This window comes from Vibrio sp. (assembly GCF_038138445.1).
In the GTDB taxonomy this organism is placed as follows: domain Bacteria; phylum Pseudomonadota; class Gammaproteobacteria; order Enterobacterales; family Vibrionaceae; genus Vibrio.
Genome location: NZ_JAYQDQ010000005.1, coordinates 1 through 19,713, shown reverse-complemented (window position 1 = coordinate 19,713; position 19,713 = coordinate 1). Strand labels below are relative to the sequence as shown.

The following is a 19,713-nucleotide window of genomic DNA, read 5'->3' as shown; positions in this document are numbered from 1 at the left end:
AGTCATGATGTCAAAAACAGTCGGTCTTTCGGAGCAGGAATTGTACGCGCCAGTGTATTGGAATGATTGCGGTGGTGACTTTGAGGATATTCAGTACCACAAATCGGAAGATGGTATTGCGCGAATTACCATTGCTCGTCCTCAGATTCATAATGCTTTCCGACCCCAGACGGTTAATGAAATGATGAAAGCATTGGTAGATGCTCGCTACGATGAAAGAGTAGGAGTCATTATACTAACTGGACTTGGTGAAAAGGCGTTTTGTTCAGGGGGCGATCAGAAAATACGCGGTGATTACGGTGGCTATAAAGATGACTCTGGCACTCATCATTTGAACGTATTAGATTTTCAGCGCCAAATACGGACATGCCCCAAACCTGTTATTGCGTCAGTCGCAGGTTGGGCTGTTGGAGGTGGTCATGTGCTGCATATGATGTGCGACTTGACCATTGCAGCAGACAATGCACAGTTTGGCCAAACAGGCCCTAAAGTTGGATCCTTTGATGGGGGGTGGGGAGCCGCCTACATGGCGCGTATTGTCGGTCAGAAGAAAGCTCGTGAAATTTGGTTTCTGTGCCGTTTTTATGATGCGGGAGAGGCACTCAGCATGGGCCTTGTGAATACGGTTGTTCCCTTGGAAGAATTGGAGAAAGAGACCGTTCGCTGGTGTAGAGAAACGCTGCAACACAGCCCTATGGCGCTTCGTTGCCTTAAAGCGGCTCTCAATGCAGATTGCGATGGACAAGCAGGTCTGCAAGAGTTGGCGGGTAATGCGACTATGATGTTCTACATGACTGAAGAGGGCCAAGAGGGCCGCAATGCGTTTAACGAAAAGCGTCGCCCGGACTTTGAGCAGTTCCCGAGGAATCCATAGCGAGATGGGAGGTGGATAACTCCCTCATTTTTTGGTTGTACCATAAGTTAGTGAACGCTGACGAGTACAAAATAACTACAAGGTATATGGATATGAGAACAGCCAAACTTTTTCGTTATCAGCTGTCAATGGACAGTGGTGTGATACTGAGAGAGCATAGACTCACGGAACGAGAGGGCTTTGTGGTTGTGCTGGAAATGGATGGAAAATTTGGTTTGGGAGAGGTTGCTCCTTTACCGGGTTTTAGCCACGAAAGCATTGATGATGTTTATCCACAATTGGTAGAGAAGTTAACGCTTTGGAAAAATGGTCAGTGGTTTGATTATAAGTCTTTGCATCCATCGGTCGCTTTTGGTTTATCTATGGCGCAGCTAGAACTGGACAAGCGTTTACCTGAAGAAGGCTGCTATCAGGCGGCGCCTTTATGCTCGGGAGATCCTGATGAGCTTTTGCCTAGGTTAAGCGCTATGACAGGTCAGAAAGTCGCCAAAGTGAAAGTGGGCCTATATGAGCCGATCCGTGATGGCTTGATTGTAAGCTTGCTGCTTGAGTCTATTCCAGATCTTACTTTGCGATTGGATGCTAACCGTGCGTGGACAGCTGAACAAGCTCAGCTGTTTGCCAAAAAAGTCGCGCCGTCTCTTCGTCAACGAATCGCTTTTGTTGAAGAGCCGTGCGAAGCGCCGGGAGATAGTTTTTCGTTTGCGATTAATACTGGAATTGCTATCGCTTGGGATGAAACACTTCAACACGCGGTGCGCAGGCCTGACTTTAAACTCGAGGACTTTGATGGTGCTAAGGCTATCATTATCAAGCCAACACTCCTCGGTTCAGTGCAAGATTGTATTGCTTTGATAGAAGGTGCTAAGGCTTTGAGTATTAAGCCTATTATTAGCTCGAGTATAGAGTCAACAGTAGGGCTAACGCAGCTAGCTCGGTTGTCTCAATGGCTGTTACCGGATGAAGTTCCCGGGTTGGATACAGTAGGCTTGTTTGCTGAGCAGCTCGAGGTCAGCTGGCCAGGCTGCGAGCTGCCAGTTTCTAAATTGGCGCAGCACCAGTTAGTGTGGCAGGTGTAGTGGCAAATAGCTCCCCAATTAAGGAGTGGGCTCAGTTACGCCCTTCCTCTATCGCCTTAAAGTCGCATGACAAAGACTATATATGGTCTGAACTTGATGATTTAGTGGATGGTGTGGCAGCAAGTTTATTCAGTCAAGGTGTTAAGTCTTCAGATGTGCTGACGTGCGTGGGGAAAAATAGCTTAGAAATATTGCTGACTTATTTAGCGTGCATGGAGCTTGGGGTAATCTGTACTCTGGTTATGCCGCAAACGAGAACAGATTTGGATATTAAGTTGAAAACACTTTATCCAAGAGAAACACCAATAAAAGTTTGCTGTACGGATCCTAACTTGTCACAGATGGAGTCATATCGTATTGATGTGCAATCCTCATCATCTAAGAGCTTTGCGCGAGAGTATGATCAAAATAAGCTAGCGTCGATAATATTTACATCGGGATCAACGGGTACACCCAAAGCAGTTGCCCACACGTCTCGTCAGCATTTTTCTTCCGCATCAGGTTTACTAGATACATTACCCTTTACCAAGGAGGACACTTGGTTACTCAGTCTACCCATGTATCATGTATCTGGATTGGCGATTGTTTACCGCTGGTTACATAGTGGCGCGGCTTTAAAGCTTGCTAGTGGAGATTTACCAAGCGATCTGATTGGGGTGACACACGCTTCTTTTGTTCCAACACAACTGCAAAGAGTGTTGGAAAATAACGCAGTACAAGGGCTTTCCCATGTACTCCTTGGAGGCAGTCATATTCCATTATCTTTGTGTCAACAAGCGTCGAGTTTAGGTATTGAAACTTGGGTTGGATATGGAATGACAGAAGCGGCATCAACGGTGACGGCAAAGAAAGTTGATGGTAGTGATGGTGTTGGTCAAGTACTTAAACATCGCCTCGTAAAGTTAAAACATCAGCGGATTTATATCTCAGGCGAAACCTTGGCTAGCGGTTATTACAAACAAGGTGAAATTGTATCCATTACCCATGATACTTGGTTTGATAGTAAAGATTTAGGATTGTGGAAAAACGATGAGCTGCATGTTATCGGTAGGGCAGATAACATGTTTATATCGGGTGGGGAAAACATTCACTGTGAAGAAATTGAAGCGGTATTAAATCAAATACCTACTATTACTCAGGCGCTCGTAGTCCCTATTGAAGATAAGGAATACGGCCATAGGCCTGTTGCTGTCATTAAAAGTCATAAGGGCATAAATATCGCCGATATAGAACAGTATTTAGGCCGAGAATTGATCAAGTTCAAGTGGCCTATTGCCTATTATAAGATGCCGGAAAGCCTTGAAAGTCATGGTATTAAAGTCTCAAGGCTAGCGGTGAATCAATGGGTGTGGAAGCAAGGTTATCATGCTGCTAGTCATTAATACGGTCGATCCCTTCGATTAATTGAGATCAGCGATCGATTCAATCTTGATCGCATCGTGTCTCCAATATTCAATCTGACTATCGATTACGTCCCCATCTTGGTTGTGATTAGTGCGTTCAATGACCATAGCCGGGGTGCCTGACGTTGCACGTAAGGCTTGAGCTACTTCGCCTAGTAGTGTGCTTGTTGAAATACGATAGTGGCTTTTTTTATAGAAGATACCGAAATGGTCCCGATAGATCTTGGTCAGCGAGTTGGTTAAGTCATAGTCCAAAATATTTGGAAAATACTTGGGGTTGATGTAGTGAGTCACATAAACAACAGGGCGCTTTTCCAAGTAATGAACACGTTCAATATGATAAACATCTGAGAAAGGAGGTAAGTTTAATAGGTGTGTTGCTTGCTTATTGGCCATCATACTTTTCGCTGTCACTAGCTCAGTTGCAGGTACACGATTTTGGATATGGGCGATATCCGAAAAGCTTGGATTTTGGGTTGGGTCATAGCGCAGCGGTAGCGGTGATATAAACCAACCTCGGCGATCCTCACGATAAATCCTTCCCTCAGCTTCGAGAAGTGATAAAGCTTCTCGCAGGGTGACGCGTGTCGTATCAAATGATTCTGCAAGCTTGCGCTCTGACGGCAGCTTTTGACTTGGAGAAAGCATGCCAGTGTCAATTTGTTCAACAAGTAAATCTTTTATTCTAACGTATTGCACCAAGTCTCCTATTCGCTGCCGTTGTGATTACAAGCGCTTGTCACATCACTTGAGAGTATTATGTGTGATTAACATAAATTGTAAACGCCTAATGCAAAACAAAACTTAGTTGAAATGGATCTTTTATAGTCCAAATGTATCTTTCTCATCCTTATAACCTTAGTTCATAATAAAATCCAGTGACTTTATAAATGGATATATAGATGACAGCAAAAATCATCATAGTACTAGTGACTTTGCTACAAATCTTCATCGCAACGCAAAGTGAGGGATTAATGAGATCACTGGTTGAGTTGTCAGCATTTCTTATGCTGATTTCTTTAATCTTAGAACCTAAACTCAAGCGACAAAAAAGTCGCCCGAGTGAGATGAAGATCCACGAGCATTAGGTTAGCAAAAGCCAAGCGAGTGAGCTGCATGAAATTCCGAACCATAACGTCACACCAAATATGAGTGGTTTAGCTCCGGCTGATTTAAGCTTTTCAACTGAAATACCACAGCCAATTAAAAATAGGCAAATGACTAGGGTTTTTTTGGCGATATCAAACACAGTTTGATAAACAAACTCAAACTGAGGTAGAAGATCGCTAACGGCAATAGCTAGGCAGTAAAATAAAATGAAGTAAGGGATGGTGATTTTTTTAGAGTCACTACGAAAAAGAAAAGCACTGAAAAATGCTACTGGGATGATCCATAATGCACGAGCGAGCTTAAGCGTTGTTGCTGTGGTTAATGCTTCTTCCCCGTAAGCAGAGGCTGCCCCCACTACAGATGAAGTGTCGTGGATAGCAATGGCAGCCCAAGTTCCGAAGGTATGTTGGTCAAGGTCAAGTGCATGACCAATAACAGGAAAGATAAATAGGGCTATCGAATTGAGCACAAACACTGTTGCTAAAGATAAGCCGATTTGCCCATCATCGGCTTTTATTGCCGGTGCAACGGCTGCTATGGCACTGCCTCCACAAATCGCTGTACCAGAGCAAATCAAGTAGCCAGTTTTTTTATCTAGCTTGAAAGCTTTTGCTATCCACCAGCCGATAAGAAGAGTACCGGCAATGGTTGCGACGATCAAACCGATACCATCAGAAGTCACGGCTAACGCATCGTTAAAATGAATCCCAAAACCTAACCCGACAATAGAGTATGCGAGCAACTTTTTAGTGACTTTAGCGAGGTTAAACTCGTGAGGCACTAAACCTAAAGTTGCAAGCAAAAAGCCGATAACAAGTGCAGTTGGAGATGTCACAAAAGGAGTTAAACAAGCGATTAAGGCAAGCCAAAATACAAGTTGGTTTTTTACTAAGTTCATCGAAAAAGTACTTTTCATAAATAGTGCTAAAGTTTAGCGGACTCAGGTGAAGAAATAGATTTAATTTGCTTGAACCTATGTTTAGAAAAATTGAACATAATGGTCGCCTTGATCAGATGTGCTATCAGCTCTACTTCCAATTTCCTCTAAGCATAGAGACTTCGACATGCATACGTTCTGATGTTGCATCACTTGGCTCAACAGCGGCCCCAGCTTCAACCTCCAATTTTGACCAAAACCGGGATGGAAAACCCTGACAAGCTTTTCCTTTGTAGCGACTGAAGTAGCTACCCCACAATCCTTTTAGTGCCATTGGAATAACAGGCACTGGGCTTCTGTGGAGGATAATATCCATTCCGCGCATAAATTCGTTCATATCTCCCGTGCTTGTCAATCGGCCCTCGGGAAAAACGCAGACAAGCTCCCCTTGTTTAAGAGCCTGTTCAACCTCGCGAAATGCATCACGTATTGAACTGCGGTTAGACGCTGATATGGGTATCACCGCCGCTTTTTTAAGGAACCGGCGTAGAAGTGGCAGATGGGCATATTCCTCTTCCATCACAAAGCGAATTAATCTGGGACATACAGCACTGAGAAGAAGGGCATCCATGTAGCTGACATGATTACATACAATGAGTGCGCCGCCTTTTTCTGGTATGTGATGTAGGTTTTTATGTTTAACTCGATATATGGTGTGGGTGACAGCCCAAGTGATAAAACGAACCGTACGTATGGGCACTCGAAACAATAAGGCGATAGCGACGAAGAGATTCATGGCGGCTAAAAGTAAGAAAAGTGCTGGAATGCTCATTCCAATAACAGCCAAGCAAATTATACCCAGTACCGCACTACCGACCATAAAGAGCGAGTTGTAGATGTTAAGCGCAGCGATAACTTGTGCACGCTGACTAACTTTTGCTCTCTGCTGCATGAAAGCATAGAGAGGGACAATAAAAATGCCGCCTGAGATGCCTAGCATAAGTAGTGAAGCGAACACTGGCCATAAGGGGGAATAAGAAACAAAGGCACTGAATGTATGCATTTCAGGGAGTTGGTTTGGCACCGATAATGCCATGGTTAACCCAAATACCGAAATACCTATGCTGCCCAAGGGTACGATACCCAGTTCAATACGATGATTAGATAATCTATCGCAAGCGAGTGATCCTAGAGCAATACCAATTGAAAAGAGCGCTAAAAGAAAGGAAACCGCGCTTTCGTTGCCATTGAGGTAGGTTTTAGTAAAATTGGGAAACTGAGTGAGGTAGGCTGCACCTAATAACCAAAACCAACTGATCGCTATCAGAGCTTGAAAAATAGACCGATCAGATTTGGCTATCGCTAACGTATTACGAAGCTGTTTAATCGGCTGCCAACGAAACTCAAGATTAGGAGCACGCGGAGCTGCTGTTGGAATAGCGCAGCTTGCCATATATCCCAACAAAGCAAAAACAACAACGCCAGTTGCGGCGATATATTTTGCTCCATCGGCTGAAGCGATAATACCTGCGCCTAAAGTACCTAGTAAGATGGCTAGGAAAGTCCCTGTTTCTACCAACGCATTGCCAGGTACCAGCTCTTGGGGTTTCAATTGCTGGGGTAAGAGAGCATATTTGACTGGTCCAAAAAAGGCCGATTGCATACCCATTAAAAACAGTAAAATGAGAAGAATAATATAGCTTTCTGTAATAAAGCCGATTGCACCAAGGCACATGATGCCAATTTCGACTAGTTTAACTTTGCGAATGAACCATGATTTCTCATATTTATCGGCTAAAACACCAGCGGATGCAGAAAACAGGAAAAAAGGCAGGATAAATAGCCCAGCAGCTAGATTGATAAAAAGATCACTGGATATGGGAAGGGCATCAGCGCCCGCGAAAGCAACAAATAGCAACAAGACATTTTTGAAAATGTTGTCGTTGAATGCGCCGAAAAACTGAGTGATAAAGTAAGGAAGAAATCGCCTTTTCCCTAACAGCGATGTTTGCTTATGTGACATGGATTTCCTTTTCCTGTAGAGGGCTTTTACCAGTTGGCAATATAGCTCGACAGCAAATTGTCTATCAGCTTTTTGCCGTCAATTGGCTCTGCGGCAAAAAATTTATCATCAACACTGAGTAAAGTAATGCCATGCACACCGGACCAGAGAACGCGGCTAGCTTGCAGGACTTCCTGCTTAGTCCGCTGAGGCGCCAAATGAGATAGAAGTTGCTCAAGCATACCTGTCATGTTGGCGATTCTTTCTGCTTGCCATTCTGGCAATACTTCGCCATTCATATTGTGCTCAAAAATAAGCTGCCATCGATGGGGATGTTTCTCGGCAAAATCATGGTAGCAATAAGCTAGTTGATACAAAGCGGTTTTAGTATCAGGGCTTTGCTCAACCACAGTCTTAGCTTCATTTGCTAGCTCGTCCAAGGTTTGAGCAACAGCATGAAGTAACAGCAAATTATAGCTACCAAAAACATTAACCAATGTGCTTGGCACATAACCAATCATATTTGCGACTTTACGGAGGCTTAGCTCGTGATAAGAGTTGTCATTAAGGAAGTCTTTAACAGTGTCTAACGTGAGGGATATAAGCTCTTCACGTGTATGGTCGTTTCTACGGGCCATGGCGAAATGTCGAAAATGAACAATGTTCGATATTCTATCAGGCTCTTAGCATAGCGCAACTGACCAAGCGTTGAATTTGCAACACTTTGATACATGTCTCGGCATTGATGGTATTTTCATCTTGTGATACACGCGCTACTATTGCAGAGTTAGTATAACTATTACCTCATTTGAGAAACCCTAAGGCAAACTAAAACTATGAAAAGACTTTTCTCCCTTGTTGCCCTGTTAATGGTCTCTGTTGCCATTACTCCTATCGCTGAAGCTAAGAAGTTCGGTGGCGGCAAGTCATTTGGTAAAAGCTACAAAACGGCTCCAGCGCCAAAGCAGCAACAGCAAAACAACAATACCATAGGTAAGGATCAAGCGACTAAATCGCCGAGTTCAAGCAAAAAAGGCCTAATGGGTGGTTTATTGGGTGGTCTACTTGCTGGTGGTCTTTTGGCTGCTTTCTTTGGCGGAGCTTTTGAAGGTATCCAATTTATGGATATTCTAATCATGGGCCTCATCGCATTTGTGATTTTCAAGCTGATGAAGAGCATGCTAGGAGCCAAACAAGGTAGTATGAACCAGCAAAGGCAGCAACCTGCGTTTGGCGGTAATGCTCCTAAGTTTGAGCAGCCTAATGTCCATAACTTCGAACAGCAGCCTCAGCAAGGTGCGCAAGGCGGATTTGGCTTTGGTGCTACGTCAGATGTACCTCACAACTACCCACCTGGCTTTGATCAAGCTGCTTTTATTAACGGCTCACGTGAGCACTACCGTATCCTTCAAGGAGCGTGGAACCACAACCAGCTCGAAACCATAAAAGAATACGTATCACCAAGCTTGTTTGCAGATCTTCAGCAAGAGCGTGCAAAACTTGAAGGTGAGCAGCATACGGATGTTATGTATGTTGACGCAGAAATTGTGCGAGCAGAGCACGATGGTAGCAAGGCTCAATTAAGTATTCAGTTCAGTGGTCGCTACCGTGATGCGGTTGAAAATATTGAAGAGAACATCGAAGATATTTGGCACCTAGAGCGTGATTTGACTACTGAAAACGCTCCTTGGTTAATTGTCGGTATACAAGGTTAAACCTATACTTAGATGAGAGCCCAAGCAATATGCTTGGGCTTTTTTGTAGTATGAAGATAAAACTATGTTTTAGGTATGGCTTAAAGTTGCAGTATTAACTAAGTAGCGACCAAGTGCTTACAACTGCGGTGCAAAGCATCAAACCTGATATGGACAGTTGAACCCGCCTATCATGTAAAGCGGTAGCGACTTTCTCTAAACGGGCGAAGCTTTCTCCTCCCCAATTTGGCGCTTTAATATCAAAGCATAGGCTCAAGAACAAGAAGTGACTTGCAGTTATGATTCGGGCGTGGAAGAAATCATCAGCAAAGATCGCTACTGTGTATGAGGCAATATGAATCGCGGCTAGCGTCATTTTGGGTAAAACGTGTTTGTATTCCACAAACAGTAATTGCACCAACCATGCGCCATAAATTACTTTGAGCTGCCATGGAACTGGCGTGCCAAACAGTAATAGCTTCGCATCTCCCAAGTGTTGAGTATTCGTGCTTGCATAAATCCATTGTGCTATAGCGATCGAGAGACACAAAGAGATAGCAACAGACAAATAGGCTCGTTTTTTTAACTGCACGCTAATAAAGCCAATCGCTTGAACGGCAAAGAATACAATTAATGCGTTGTCGAGATAGGGGATGTCTACCCACTTCGCCACTATCAGAAAACACACCAAATTAAATCCAGATTCTAACCAGAGAATACGCTTGATTTCGTCACTATTATCGACAGGTTTAATCAGAGGCCAAAAAATAAGCGGAAAGAGCAATGTCAACAATAAGGTTAACCACACAGAGCTTTGAACTAACTCATAGTAGCCGCTTGCATAAATAAGGCTTAGTGTGAGAAAGAGCGTTGTTGAAAGAGGGGAGGCTAGTTTGGCTTTCATGCAGCTTTCTCCCTTTCTACAATCAGTTCACAGCACAACCGAGCTGTTTCAACACAGCGTTCTAGGGTAACGGGTACACGCCAGTTTTGTTTGGAATCAGAAAGATATTCACCGACGAAGAATAAGTTTTTGCACTTCTTAGCGGTTAATCCTTGGCTATTTCTCGTGGTTGGTTGGGTGAGAGCATGCTGAAAAACCCAGTGCTTGGCGTCACCTTTTTCATCACGTAACACATCTCCTTTAAACCAGTTTGAATAGACAGTACTTAGTTCTTCAGGTATTACTAATTTTGCACCTGGTCCAGGATGAAAGCCTTGATAATCAGCGTTGCTGAGAAGCTCGGTATCACCAAATATTTGGATAAGTAACTCTTCTTTTATCTGGGATTGATTACAATCAATTAAAGGTCGTTGATACTTGCTCCCTTTAGCACAACTGATGTTAGTCGCGGTAACAGATAAGCAAATACACTCTCCCTGATCGACTTGCCTACGCGTAATGTTGTAACTTAGTCCCCAAGGAGAATCGATCACTATCCCGACCGTTTTGCTTTTTAGTTGCTCTGGCATGGAAGAGAAGTGAAACTGAAATCCATGGCTAAAAACATAGTCATAGTCAAGATGCGAGCAATGTTCTCCAAGTAAGTTATGCATCACGTGGGCAGGAAGAGCAGAGACAAAAATATCGGCCTTGATGTTGTGCCCATTAGTTAAGCTAGCGTGATCCAGTAATGTGCCAGTCTCATTAGTGTTTAGCTGAGCCAGTTCACTGTTGAAATGAAAGCGCGCGCCTTGCAATTTTAAGTGTTCGGCGAAAGGAGTAATGATGGCATCAGTGATTGGTTCATCAATTCCAAGGCTATAAGCACCTGGTGCCTCTGGATGTAGCTCACCTATTTTATTGTTGAGTAGATCCAACACGGCAAGCGCGGGGGTATTGTCCGTTGCGCCTATCCAGCCAACGAGTACTGGCCTTAAAAACTCACTTAATTTAACTCTCGATTGATATTCAAAGTATTGACTTACTGGTGTTTTCAGCAGCTCTTCTTGGCTTTTATCGCTTGTTAATTGCTTCTTAAACCAAACAATGTCTTTAAGGGGCACATTCGCATAGTGCATGGCATAAGCAGACTTTGCATCATCAAGAAGTTTCTCAATAGTGCTGAAATAGGCGCGTTGAAACTGCATTGTCTTCGGCTTTTTTGCCCAGTGAAACTGAACCTTGTTTTGGGGATATAGGGAATGAAAACAAGTGCCTTTGGGTGACGGAATTTCCTTTAAAAGTTCGATAAGATTTCTGTTTTTGGCGAAAAACTGCCGGTGTGTTACCTCATGGACAATGCCATCTTTCGCCGTCCCGACACACTTACCACCTGGGTAAGACTCTTTATCATAAATTGAGACTGTAAAACCACGCTTGATGCATTCGTGAGCCATGACTAAGCCAGAAAATCCGGCACCTAATATCGCGATATGACGTTGATTGGGATGTTGAAAATGAGAATGTTGCATATTGGTTTTCTTCTTTGCTAATAACTCCACGTCTTGTAGTCGCGACATACAAGCGCTGAGTTAGTGGGGCTTATGATGGCGCTCCATTGAATAGTGCAGCAGAGCCTTTGAATTAATTCATTGAAAAAAGAAAAGTTATTATTTTAACTATTGTGGTTAGTTGGTTCTATTGATGATACATATGCAACTTGTGTGTATTCAACATCAACATTGTTTCATTGTGTTTCATATTGTTGTGATATGTGTATTGTTTTATATTTTTGGGGGTGGTAGTCAAAGAAGCGTTATGTTTTCACATTAGTGATAGAGGCTTAAAACGCCGCAGATAAGGCGGCGTCTCATTTAAAGCGAGGCTAAATTTGTCCGGTTTGCTCAAACTTGGCTAATTTGCTGAGGTAGGGTTGTAAATCGCCGACATTGTGTTTTATCCAATCGGGATTAAAGTAGGTATCGAGATATCGTTCTCCGCTGTCACACAGCAAAGTGACAATTGACCCTATTTCTCCACGAGATTTCATCTCACTGGCAAGTTGTATCGCGCCGAATAGATTGGTTCCGGTTGAAGCGCCCACTTTGCGATTAATGATGTTTTCTAGCCAATGGGCTGTGGCGACAGACGCTGCATCTGGAATAGTGCGCATCTCATCAATCACACCCGGGATAAAGCTAGGCTCAACACGTGGCCTGCCTATACCCTCAATCTTACTGCCTTGATCACTGGTTAGATTGGGATCTCCGCTTTTAAAGAATGCATGGAAAACGGAATTTTCAGGATCGACGACACACAACTTAGTTTGATGTTGCTGGTAACGAATAAAGCGACCAATGGTTGCGGATGTGCCGCCAGTACCTGGGCTCATGACTATCCATTTGGGTTCGGGATGAGCTTCAAGCATCATTTGGCTGAAAATAGAATTGGCGATGTTGTTGTTTCCGCGCCAATCGGTTGCACGCTCTGCATAAGTAAACTGGTCCATATAGTGACCATTGAGTTCATCGGCTAACCGATTTGATTCAGCGTAGATTTGGTCTGAGCGGTCAACAAGATGCGCTTTACCCCCATAGAATTCAATCTGCTCTATTTTCTTCTTAGCCGTACACTTTGGCATCACAGCAATAAAGGGCAAACCAATCAAACGCGCGAAATATGCTTCTGAAATGGCGGTACTACCAGACGATGATTCTATGATGGTAGTTTTAGGACCAATCCAACCATTACAAAGGGCATAAAGAAACAGCGATCGGGCTAGGCGATGTTTAAGAGAACCAGTTGGATGGGTACTCTCATCTTTCAAATAAATATCGATGTCTGTTAAGCAGGGTAAATCAAGCTTGATGAGGTGGGTGTCGGCCGAGCGTTGAAAGTCGGCTTCAATTTTTTTTATCGCGTCATTAATCCATTGGTGATCTTTACACATGCTATACCATCCTTGGCCACTTAAAGCTGATATATTACCTATAAAACGGCGGAAAAACTTTGCTTATTTTCTTCTATTCTGCTTTATTTGGAGAAAATTTTTTCATAAGGTACCTCTTTTGAGTATAGAACTGGATAAAGTTGATAGGAAGATCCTTGCTTTGCTACAGCAAGATAGTACGTTATCACTTAACGACTTGGCTGAAGCGGTGAATTTGACCACCACACCTTGCTGGAAGCGACTAAAAAAACTCGAAGAATCTGGGGTGATAGAAAAGCGCGTAGCATTGCTAAACCCAGATAAACTCAATTTGTCATTCACCGCCTTCGTACTCGTTAAAACCAGTGATCACTCTCATGAGTGGTATACCCATTTTGTAAGCACGGCAAGCGATTTCCCTGAGGTGATGGAGTTTTACCGCATGGCGGGTGAATACGATTACATGATGAAAGTGCAAGTTAAGGATATGCAGTGCTTTGATAATTTTTACAAAAAGCTAGTGAACTGTGTTGCGGGAATATCCAACGTCACCTCAACTTTTGCTATGGAGCCGCTTAAATACACCACAGCCCTGCCTATAAACTAAATGCGGTTATTTAAACCGCATTACGCCTTCTTGAACGGCTGAAGCGACCAAATCTCCTTGTCGATTGTAGATTTCACCACGAACTAAGCCGCGTGTATTGCTAGCGGTGGGGCTTTCGATAACATAGAGCAGCCACTCATCCATTTTAAACGGGCGATGGAACCAAATAGAATGATCTATGGTGGCGACTTGAAACTTAGGTGTCATCAGTGACACTTGGTGTGGGTGCAGTGCGGTAACCAAAAAGCCCCAGTCGGAGGCATAACCAAGTAAGTATTGGTGAATCAATTGGTTATCTGGCACTGAACCATTAGCTTTAATCCACAAATACTGTTTAGGGTCTTCCTTGTGTGGTTTGAGAGGGTTAACCACTTTAACTGGTCGAGTCTCTATCGGCTTTTCACCGCAAAATGCAGCTTGAAGCTTTTTGGGTAGTTGGTCAGCAATGCTTTTGGCAAGCTCAGATTCCGATAAAAAGTTATCTGGCCCAGGGACATCTGGCATAGCATTTTGATGCTCAAAACCGGGCGCCTCGCCGTGATATGAAGCGGTCAGATAAAAAATAGGTCGACCTGATTGCAGTGCTTTGACTCTTCGCGTGCTAAAACTGCGGCCATCTCTTAGTGTTTCAACATCGTAAATAATCGGCTTTTCAGAATCGCCAGGATAGAGAAAGTAGCTATGAAATGAGTGAACGGTTCGGTCGTCATCAACAGTATAGCGCGCAGCTGATAGTGCTTGACCAATTACTTGACCGCCGTAGACTTGAGGCAAGCCAAGATTTTCACTTTGACCTCTAAACAGCCCTTCTTCCAGTTTTTCTAGTTTTAGTAACTCAAGCAGCTCGTCTAGAGGTTGACTCATTTTACACCCTAACAATTTGGTCAATATAGCTTTATTCTAAGCTCAAATTGATAACTTAAACAGCAAATTAAGGCAAAAATGATAAAAATATTTTCATGATATTTGGGAGGGTTTTGTCATTGGGGAAGTTAGATCGAGGCGCTAAAACTAGATAGTAATATTGATTAAGGCTGCCAGCGATACTTTCGAAGAGCGACTTTGCCCTCACAGCTAACCTCAATATCTTCAGCCATTAATAACGCTCTTTGGCGCGCTAAATTTTCCCCTTTGAGCGATATTTTTCCTTGGCTGTTGATGACCCTAAACCAAGGTAATGTCGAGTCTTTTGGTAGATTGCCTAGTGCCTTGCCAACATGTCTTGCATACCCCGGATAGCCCGCTAGTTTGGCGATTTCGCCATAAGTGGTTACTTTTCCACGAGGAATTTGGTGAATCACCGCAAAGATTTGTATCAAAAACTGGTCCATACTGATTGTGTCCTAGTTCAATTTTCCAAGGAATGGATAAGGAGAGGGCATGATATTTTCCGCCTTTCAGTTTTTGATCACAAGCCTACTTGCCGTATTGTGTGCACTGACAGTCAGCGCCAGTCAAGAAGAGGTTGCCCTGCTTGCTTTGCTCATCCCCGTGATATGGGTGTTTCCGCAGCGAGTAATTGGTGGCATTGTTTTGATTGCCGCTATGTCTGCTTATGGGATGACATTAGCTTATCAACCGATTTCGCTTTCGATCAGTCAATGGATTTTATTTCCACTACTTATGGTGGTGTTTTCAAGGCGCAGCAGTTTCGGTGTGTTAGTGACCGTATCTTTAATTGTAGTGACGCTGCAAATTGGCGTGATGATCACCCAAGCAGGGGGAAAGCTTGCCGGTGAGCCGATGATGACCCTAGCTCAGGCTCTATCGGTGATTGTGATGTGGTGGGCAGTGCAGGGTTGGCCTTCAAGTGATAAACATTGTTGGTGGGCACTCGGTTTGATACTCCCGCTGTGGATTACAGGCTATGGTGACTCCGTGGTGGTCGCTTTATGTTTAACTGGCATGGTGGCGTGCATACAAAGCATGGCGCAGTTAAAAACTTTTAATTGGCGCAAACTCTTATGCTGGACTTTACCGACGGTTGGTTTTGCGACCTTGATTGTTGCCCCTTGGTTTGATGTCCCTAACCCCGTTTTTGTGGTTTGGGTATGCTTGCTAGGGGCGGCATGGATGACAGATTACGTCTTGCGCAGCTTTGATGAGGAAACCGAGCTATAAGCTGAGCCAATTGTGTGAGCAGTGGAATAGGCCGAAAAGTCAGCGTTATCGGTGAGAATTGTTTAACTCCTAAGCACTTAACAGGAAATCCTCCGTATTTCACTTTTTTTGCTTGAATTGGTCATAACGATGACACATAATCTCTCCACACCTTGGTAATACCAAGGCTGTGTATCTATGGAGGCTCTGGTCCTCTCGCAACAATAGCTCGTGAACTCGGTCAGGTCCGGAAGGAAGCAGCCGCAGCGAGTGACTTGTGTGCCGAGATGTGGCTGGGGTCTCCGCCACTTTTGTTGTTTGCAACATAAGTCTGTACTCATCACGCACCTAACACAATATATTTACCCATCCATTTTTACAGTCATCCTTCGCAGCCTGTATTAACCCTTTTCTCCGCCATTATCTCTTTGATCTTCTTATATGACTTCTTTTTGGAATTGAAGATTATTTTATGTTCGCCATACTCTTTATCTATGCTTGCGACCAACTTACGCCATTCGGATAGGTATGTCATTGTAGAGTAAATCAATATGCCAAATGTAAATAAAACTGGGATACCAAGGCTGAAAAATAGCACCGCATGTACACTCATATCAGGGGCAAGTACATCTGACCGCTTAAGCGTCTCCGCAATCCCCATTCCAATGCCAGCACCGCCGGTGCCGATAAGCGCAGCTAAAATAGCGATAATATTGCGAAGCTTTCTTAATGGTACTCTAAGAAAAGGCATTCTTTTTAGCGTTAAAACTCCGAAAAGTTCAATCTTTCTTATCTCTATTTCGTTGTTTCTAATTTTGACATATTTACTGTTATTAAATAATACTGCTTTATCGCTAAATAGTAATCCAGTTAATATTCCCAGTATAAATAACATTGTTAAAAATATAAACATATAGAATATGGGGTCAAAGACTTTTTTTGAATGAACTATTACTGAGCTTAGTATGAACATTGTTAGGCCAATGATGCAGTAACCCATGACTATTGCCTGAGAGGCGACCCTTCTTCTTAGAAACTCTATCCCAAAACGAGTGTAAAGGAAACTTTGAAAAAATATCACACTCAAAAATGCTAGCCAGCAGAAAACAGTAGCATAATATTGCGAATCGAAAAAAGCATATGTAATTTGAACTAACGCCATCATTACAGAAATAATGGTTATATCTGACCTTTTAGATTTAGGGTTATAATTATCATCTGAATAAATTTCCACTTTAACTTTCACTCAACTCTTGCTTTATCTCAGAGTATGGCTTCTTCTCATGATTTATGATGACAGTATAATTCCCATATTTATTTTTTAATCCTAGAATCAACTTTCTCCAATGATTAAAGTAAGAAAATAATGGGGCTAGGTAGACTCCTGCTGCTATTCCGATTGGCATACCGATAGAAAAGAATAAGAAGGCATATGTATCAATTTCGACACCTATAACTCCTGACCGTTTTAAACCCTCTGCAATCAACAGCGACAGGCCTGCTGCAGAGCCACCAATGAGCATAATTAAAGCCCCCAGAGCATAACCCAAATGTTTGAGTGGTTTTCTTAGCCAAGGAGCCTTATCTAGGCTGAGTCTAGCCCATGGGTTAAAATGTCTTAACTCAACTTCATTTTCCCTCACTATAACTTCTTTTCCAATTGATTTTAGATCTTGATTATGAGTAAAAAATCTCCCTAGTAAATAACCTAGAAGTAAAGATAAAATTAAAAAAATGAAAAGATAAAAGTGAATATCAAACGCTTTGGATATATGCATTGATACGGATGAAAAAATAAAAATGCATAATGTATATATTATATAAACGAAAGAAACTATACTATATTCAACAAAGTTAACTTCTAGACTTTTCCTCCGGCATATAAATAATAATGAAATAAATGAGACTGATACTAAAAGATATATAGCCATAGGGCATATTGATAAAAAATTGATATCTTTTGTGATTAAAATCTTTAGTAACTCTGTTGTTCCGAAAATCCCAAAAAGACCCAATATAGCTTTTCTAGATCTATCAATTCTTTCCTCTATGTCTTTTTTATTCACAATCTTACCTCTAAAATCCAAACATGCCTGAGCCTTTTAGTGCTTGCTCACCAATATACTGATCAATTTTCTTTTGCTCTGACTCAATACTTTTGTCAACGGCATCACCAAACATATACTCAAGTACTGTCTCAGTAGTAAAATTCGGGAACGCTTCTTTTAAAAATTCCATTGAATTATTTTTAAAATCTGTTTCCCTATCTATTTGATCCATTATCCATCCAAAAGATATCGTCGCTATTATACCTAACCCCAAAACTACTGCAGCACCTTTTTAACTTCCTTATGCGACTTCTTTTTGGAGTGAAAAATTATTTATATTCGCTATACCCCTTTCTATCTTCGTCAGCGAGACCAAGCAAGTACTACCCAGTTTATTGCGCAATATAGCCAATAAGTGATACTGAAAGTGCACCACTGTTATCAGTTTTACCTATTTACCCCCAAGCAATGCCAGAGATTTTTCAGTGCGAGATATACCCTTACACTAAAAATGGATAAGATGAGGTGTCGATTATCTGGTGAAGCCATTGAATGCCAAAGCGTAACTTGATCTTAGAAGGGATCGCCCTTGGCGCTATCCCGATCTCTGCAGAGTAATAATTACAGGAGTAGTACATGTCTATAGATAAAGTGAAACAGCAACCGGTGAATGACTCGATCTTAAAGCCGTCAACGACAGGGGGCTTTAATTGGTCATTGATTTTGGGCGCTGCTTTTTTGATGGCAACTTCTGCCGTTGGTCCTGGATTCCTTACTCAAACCACCGTCTTTACTCAAACACTTGGCGCTAGTTTTGCTTTTGTTATTTTGGTGTCGATCTTTCTTGATATCGGCGCTCAACTGAACATATGGCGGGTCATTGTGGTCTCGAAAAAGCGCGCGCAAGACATTGCAAATGATCTGTTATCAGGTTTAGGTTTTGTCATTGCTGGTACTGTGGCTTTGGGGGGACTGGCATTTAACATAGGTAACTTAGGCGGCGCAGGTATGGGAATGAACGTCTTATTTCCGAATATCACGCCAGTAGCAGGCGCAGCAATTAGTGCAGTGATTGCGATCAGTCTCTTTTTATTAAAAGATGCTTCGAAAGAGATGGACCGATTTACCATAGTGATGGGCGCTTCACTGATGGTAATGACGTTATATGTTTTGCTCTCGACCTCACCCCCTGTTGGTGAGGCGCTGTATCGCTCTGTTTGGCCAGAGAAGCTCAATGTGTTGGCTATTGTTACTTTGGTTGGTGGTACTGTTGGTGGTTACATCACATTTGCAGGCGCACACCGATTGATCGATGCTGGCGTGACAGGGCAAGAAGCCTTGCCACAGGTTAACAGCGGCTCAATCTCTGCAATAAGCTTGGCATCTGTCGTTCGGGTGGTACTGTTTCTTGCTGCACTTGGGGTCATAAGTACAGGTGTGACGCTTGACCCTGAAAACCCCACAGCATCAATGTTTCAGCATGCGGCAGGCAATATTGGCTACAAGTTGTTTGGTTTAGTGCTTTGGACTGCTGCTATAACCTCAGTGATCGGGGCAGCATATACCTCGGTATCATTTTTGAAAACCCTTCACCCTTTTATTGCTCGCAACACACGAGGTTTCATTATTGGCTTTATATTAGCGTCGAGCCTTATATTTTGCTTTATCGGTAAGCCAGTGACTCTCTTGATTGTAGCGGGTGCGTTGAATGGTTTTATTCTTCCTGCCACATTAAGCATTATGCTGATTGCTGCCCGTAAATCTGCGATTGTCGGTGACTATAAACACCCAGTCTGGATGTCGGTGTTTGGTTGGTTGATTACCATTATGATGGCAGCAATGAGTCTGTATACCTTGTTTATCATGAGCTTTGGCTAAGTCTAAGTGGGTTTATTATTTTACTTTGACAGTTAAATATAACCATATAACATCATTGATATAATAAAGCACAAGGATTAAGTGTATGCTCTATAAGTTTAAATATAAAAACAATCTCATTAAGTTATTACTGTTAATGTTGACATTTAATGCCTTTCCCTTATTGGCAGCTCAATACTGAGGAATCCCCTGATAATTTAGATAAAAATCATCAAGTTAAGGTAGATGC

General features: G+C 42.7%; 20 protein-coding genes and 1 other RNA gene. 9 read left to right on the top strand and 12 right to left on the bottom strand.

The features are described 5' to 3' along the window. The first annotated feature begins 7 nt into the window (after positions 1–7). The 3 genes from menB (at position 8) to menE (ending at position 3,335) form a co-directional block, all read left to right on the top strand. Positions 8–874, top strand: coding sequence for a 1,4-dihydroxy-2-naphthoyl-CoA synthase (gene menB, locus AAFM34_RS02935; protein ID WP_341659955.1), 867 nt, complete (start codon positions 8–10; stop codon positions 872–874). Between the two features lie 92 nt (positions 875–966). After that, entirely contained in the window at positions 967–1,953 is a 987-nt protein-coding gene (gene menC, locus AAFM34_RS02930) for an o-succinylbenzoate synthase (protein WP_341659824.1), read from the top strand. After that, positions 1,953–3,335: an o-succinylbenzoate--CoA ligase gene (gene menE, locus AAFM34_RS02925; RefSeq protein WP_341659822.1), complete on the top strand. Its 1,383-nt coding sequence runs from the start codon at positions 1,953–1,955 to the stop codon at positions 3,333–3,335. Before menC ends, menE begins: the two co-directional genes overlap by 1 nt. A gap of 18 nt (positions 3,336–3,353) precedes the next feature. Here menE and phnR read toward each other — a convergent pair whose 3' ends face one another. Next, a complete protein-coding gene (gene phnR, locus AAFM34_RS02920; protein ID WP_341659820.1) occupies positions 3,354–4,055 on the bottom strand; it encodes a phosphonate utilization transcriptional regulator PhnR in 702 nt (233 codons plus the stop codon). 203 nt (positions 4,056–4,258) lie between these two features. On the opposite strand from phnR, the gene AAFM34_RS02915 reads away from it, so the two are divergent. Further along, positions 4,259–4,444, top strand: coding sequence for a hypothetical protein (locus AAFM34_RS02915; RefSeq protein ID WP_341659818.1), 186 nt, complete (start codon positions 4,259–4,261; stop codon positions 4,442–4,444). Here AAFM34_RS02915 and AAFM34_RS02910 read toward each other — a convergent pair. The 3 genes from AAFM34_RS02910 to AAFM34_RS02900 form a co-directional block, all read right to left on the bottom strand. Beyond that, on the bottom strand, positions 4,441–5,364 hold the full coding sequence (locus AAFM34_RS02910; protein ID WP_341659954.1) for a putative sulfate exporter family transporter: 924 nt from the start codon (positions 5,362–5,364) through the stop codon (positions 4,441–4,443). The genes AAFM34_RS02915 and AAFM34_RS02910 overlap by 4 nt on opposite strands. Before the next feature lie 130 nt (positions 5,365–5,494). Then, positions 5,495–7,366, bottom strand: a complete 1,872-nt coding sequence (locus AAFM34_RS02905) for an MFS transporter (protein WP_341659816.1) — start codon at positions 7,364–7,366, stop codon at positions 5,495–5,497. Positions 7,367–7,392: 26 nt separating this feature from the next. Then, positions 7,393–7,983, bottom strand: a complete 591-nt coding sequence (locus AAFM34_RS02900; RefSeq protein ID WP_341659814.1) for a TetR-like C-terminal domain-containing protein — start codon at positions 7,981–7,983, stop codon at positions 7,393–7,395. Between the two features lie 198 nt (positions 7,984–8,181). On the opposite strand from AAFM34_RS02900, the gene AAFM34_RS02895 reads away from it, so the two are divergent. Continuing rightward, entirely contained in the window at positions 8,182–9,060 is an 879-nt protein-coding gene (locus tag AAFM34_RS02895) for a TIM44-like domain-containing protein (protein WP_341659812.1), read from the top strand. A 94-nt stretch (positions 9,061–9,154) separates the two neighbouring features. Here AAFM34_RS02895 and AAFM34_RS02890 read toward each other — a convergent pair whose 3' ends face one another. The 3 genes from AAFM34_RS02890 to AAFM34_RS02880 all read right to left on the bottom strand — a co-directional run bounded on the left by AAFM34_RS02890 (position 9,155) and on the right by AAFM34_RS02880 (position 12,872). Continuing rightward, positions 9,155–9,943, bottom strand: coding sequence for a hypothetical protein (locus tag AAFM34_RS02890; RefSeq protein WP_341659810.1), 789 nt, complete (start codon positions 9,941–9,943; stop codon positions 9,155–9,157). Then, on the bottom strand, positions 9,940–11,454 hold the full coding sequence (locus AAFM34_RS02885) for an NAD(P)-binding protein (protein WP_341659807.1): 1,515 nt from the start codon (positions 11,452–11,454) through the stop codon (positions 9,940–9,942). Before AAFM34_RS02885 ends, AAFM34_RS02890 begins: the two co-directional genes overlap by 4 nt. A 353-nt stretch (positions 11,455–11,807) precedes the next feature. Then, positions 11,808–12,872 carry a PLP-dependent cysteine synthase family protein gene (locus AAFM34_RS02880; RefSeq protein ID WP_341659806.1) on the bottom strand — a complete coding sequence of 355 codons (1,065 nt, stop codon included), beginning with the start codon at positions 12,870–12,872 and terminating at the stop codon, positions 11,808–11,810. Positions 12,873–12,996: 124 nt separating this feature from the next. Between AAFM34_RS02880 and AAFM34_RS02875 the strand changes: the two genes are divergently transcribed. Next, positions 12,997–13,458, top strand: coding sequence for an Lrp/AsnC family transcriptional regulator (locus tag AAFM34_RS02875; protein ID WP_205395158.1), 462 nt, complete (start codon positions 12,997–12,999; stop codon positions 13,456–13,458). A gap of 6 nt (positions 13,459–13,464) precedes the next feature. Here the strand turns inward: AAFM34_RS02875 and tesB are convergent, their stop codons facing one another. Together tesB and AAFM34_RS02865 are read right to left on the bottom strand one after the other, a co-directional pair. Further along, positions 13,465–14,322, bottom strand: a complete 858-nt coding sequence (tesB, locus tag AAFM34_RS02870) for an acyl-CoA thioesterase II (protein WP_341659801.1) — start codon at positions 14,320–14,322, stop codon at positions 13,465–13,467. Positions 14,323–14,486: 164 nt separating this feature from the next. After that, positions 14,487–14,789 (bottom strand): DNA base-flipping protein, encoded by a 303-nt coding sequence (locus AAFM34_RS02865; protein ID WP_341659799.1) that lies wholly within the window; start codon positions 14,787–14,789, stop codon positions 14,487–14,489. Between the two features lie 49 nt (positions 14,790–14,838). Between AAFM34_RS02865 and AAFM34_RS02860 the strand changes: the two genes are divergently transcribed. Together AAFM34_RS02860 and ffs are read left to right on the top strand one after the other, a co-directional pair. Further along, on the top strand, positions 14,839–15,579 hold the full coding sequence (locus tag AAFM34_RS02860) for a hypothetical protein (protein ID WP_341659797.1): 741 nt from the start codon (positions 14,839–14,841) through the stop codon (positions 15,577–15,579). Positions 15,580–15,763: 184 nt separating this feature from the next. Continuing rightward, an RNA gene (ffs, locus tag AAFM34_RS02855) (signal recognition particle sRNA small type) lies at positions 15,764–15,860 on the top strand. 80 nt (positions 15,861–15,940) lie between these two features. Here ffs and AAFM34_RS02850 read toward each other — a convergent pair. From AAFM34_RS02850 to AAFM34_RS02840, 3 genes are read right to left on the bottom strand one after another with little or no spacing between them, the layout of a single operon-like run. After that, positions 15,941–16,804 carry a hypothetical protein gene (locus AAFM34_RS02850; protein WP_341659795.1) on the bottom strand — a complete coding sequence of 288 codons (864 nt, stop codon included), beginning with the start codon at positions 16,802–16,804 and terminating at the stop codon, positions 15,941–15,943. Continuing rightward, positions 16,794–17,624 carry a hypothetical protein gene (locus AAFM34_RS02845; RefSeq protein WP_341659793.1) on the bottom strand — a complete coding sequence of 277 codons (831 nt, stop codon included), beginning with the start codon at positions 17,622–17,624 and terminating at the stop codon, positions 16,794–16,796. The genes AAFM34_RS02850 and AAFM34_RS02845 overlap by 11 nt, the downstream gene beginning before the upstream one ends. Before the next feature lie 10 nt (positions 17,625–17,634). Further along, positions 17,635–17,838, bottom strand: coding sequence for a hypothetical protein (locus AAFM34_RS02840; protein ID WP_341659790.1), 204 nt, complete (start codon positions 17,836–17,838; stop codon positions 17,635–17,637). 509 nt (positions 17,839–18,347) lie between these two features. Between AAFM34_RS02840 and AAFM34_RS02835 the strand changes: the two genes are divergently transcribed. Beyond that, positions 18,348–19,484: an NRAMP family divalent metal transporter gene (locus AAFM34_RS02835; protein WP_371833246.1), complete on the top strand. Its 1,137-nt coding sequence runs from the start codon at positions 18,348–18,350 to the stop codon at positions 19,482–19,484. The last annotated feature ends 229 nt before the right edge of the window (positions 19,485–19,713 follow it).

What these genes read in the sequence shown, in the direction of transcription:
- menB (WP_341659955.1), top strand. Translation starts at nt 8, where the DNA reads ATGTCAAAAACAGTCGGTCTTTCGGAGCAGGAATTGTACGCGCCAGTG.
- menC (WP_341659824.1), top strand. Translation starts at nt 967, where the DNA reads ATGAGAACAGCCAAACTTTTTCGTTATCAGCTGTCAATGGACAGTGGT.
- AAFM34_RS02915 (WP_341659818.1), top strand. Translation starts at nt 4,259, where the DNA reads ATGACAGCAAAAATCATCATAGTACTAGTGACTTTGCTACAAATCTTC.
- AAFM34_RS02910 (WP_341659954.1), bottom strand. Translation starts at nt 5,364, where the DNA reads ATGAACTTAGTAAAAAACCAACTTGTATTTTGGCTTGCCTTAATCGCT.
- AAFM34_RS02905 (WP_341659816.1), bottom strand. Translation starts at nt 7,366, where the DNA reads ATGTCACATAAGCAAACATCGCTGTTAGGGAAAAGGCGATTTCTTCCT.
- AAFM34_RS02900 (WP_341659814.1), bottom strand. Translation starts at nt 7,983, where the DNA reads ATGGCCCGTAGAAACGACCATACACGTGAAGAGCTTATATCCCTCACG.
- AAFM34_RS02895 (WP_341659812.1), top strand. Translation starts at nt 8,182, where the DNA reads ATGAAAAGACTTTTCTCCCTTGTTGCCCTGTTAATGGTCTCTGTTGCC.
- AAFM34_RS02890 (WP_341659810.1), bottom strand. Translation starts at nt 9,943, where the DNA reads ATGAAAGCCAAACTAGCCTCCCCTCTTTCAACAACGCTCTTTCTCACA.
- AAFM34_RS02885 (WP_341659807.1), bottom strand. Translation starts at nt 11,454, where the DNA reads ATGCAACATTCTCATTTTCAACATCCCAATCAACGTCATATCGCGATA.
- AAFM34_RS02880 (WP_341659806.1), bottom strand. Translation starts at nt 12,872, where the DNA reads ATGTGTAAAGATCACCAATGGATTAATGACGCGATAAAAAAAATTGAA.
- tesB (WP_341659801.1), bottom strand. Translation starts at nt 14,322, where the DNA reads ATGAGTCAACCTCTAGACGAGCTGCTTGAGTTACTAAAACTAGAAAAA.
- AAFM34_RS02865 (WP_341659799.1), bottom strand. Translation starts at nt 14,789, where the DNA reads ATGGACCAGTTTTTGATACAAATCTTTGCGGTGATTCACCAAATTCCT.
- AAFM34_RS02860 (WP_341659797.1), top strand. Translation starts at nt 14,839, where the DNA reads ATGATATTTTCCGCCTTTCAGTTTTTGATCACAAGCCTACTTGCCGTA.
- AAFM34_RS02840 (WP_341659790.1), bottom strand. Translation starts at nt 17,838, where the DNA reads ATGGATCAAATAGATAGGGAAACAGATTTTAAAAATAATTCAATGGAA.
- AAFM34_RS02835 (WP_371833246.1), top strand. Translation starts at nt 18,348, where the DNA reads ATGGCAACTTCTGCCGTTGGTCCTGGATTCCTTACTCAAACCACCGTC.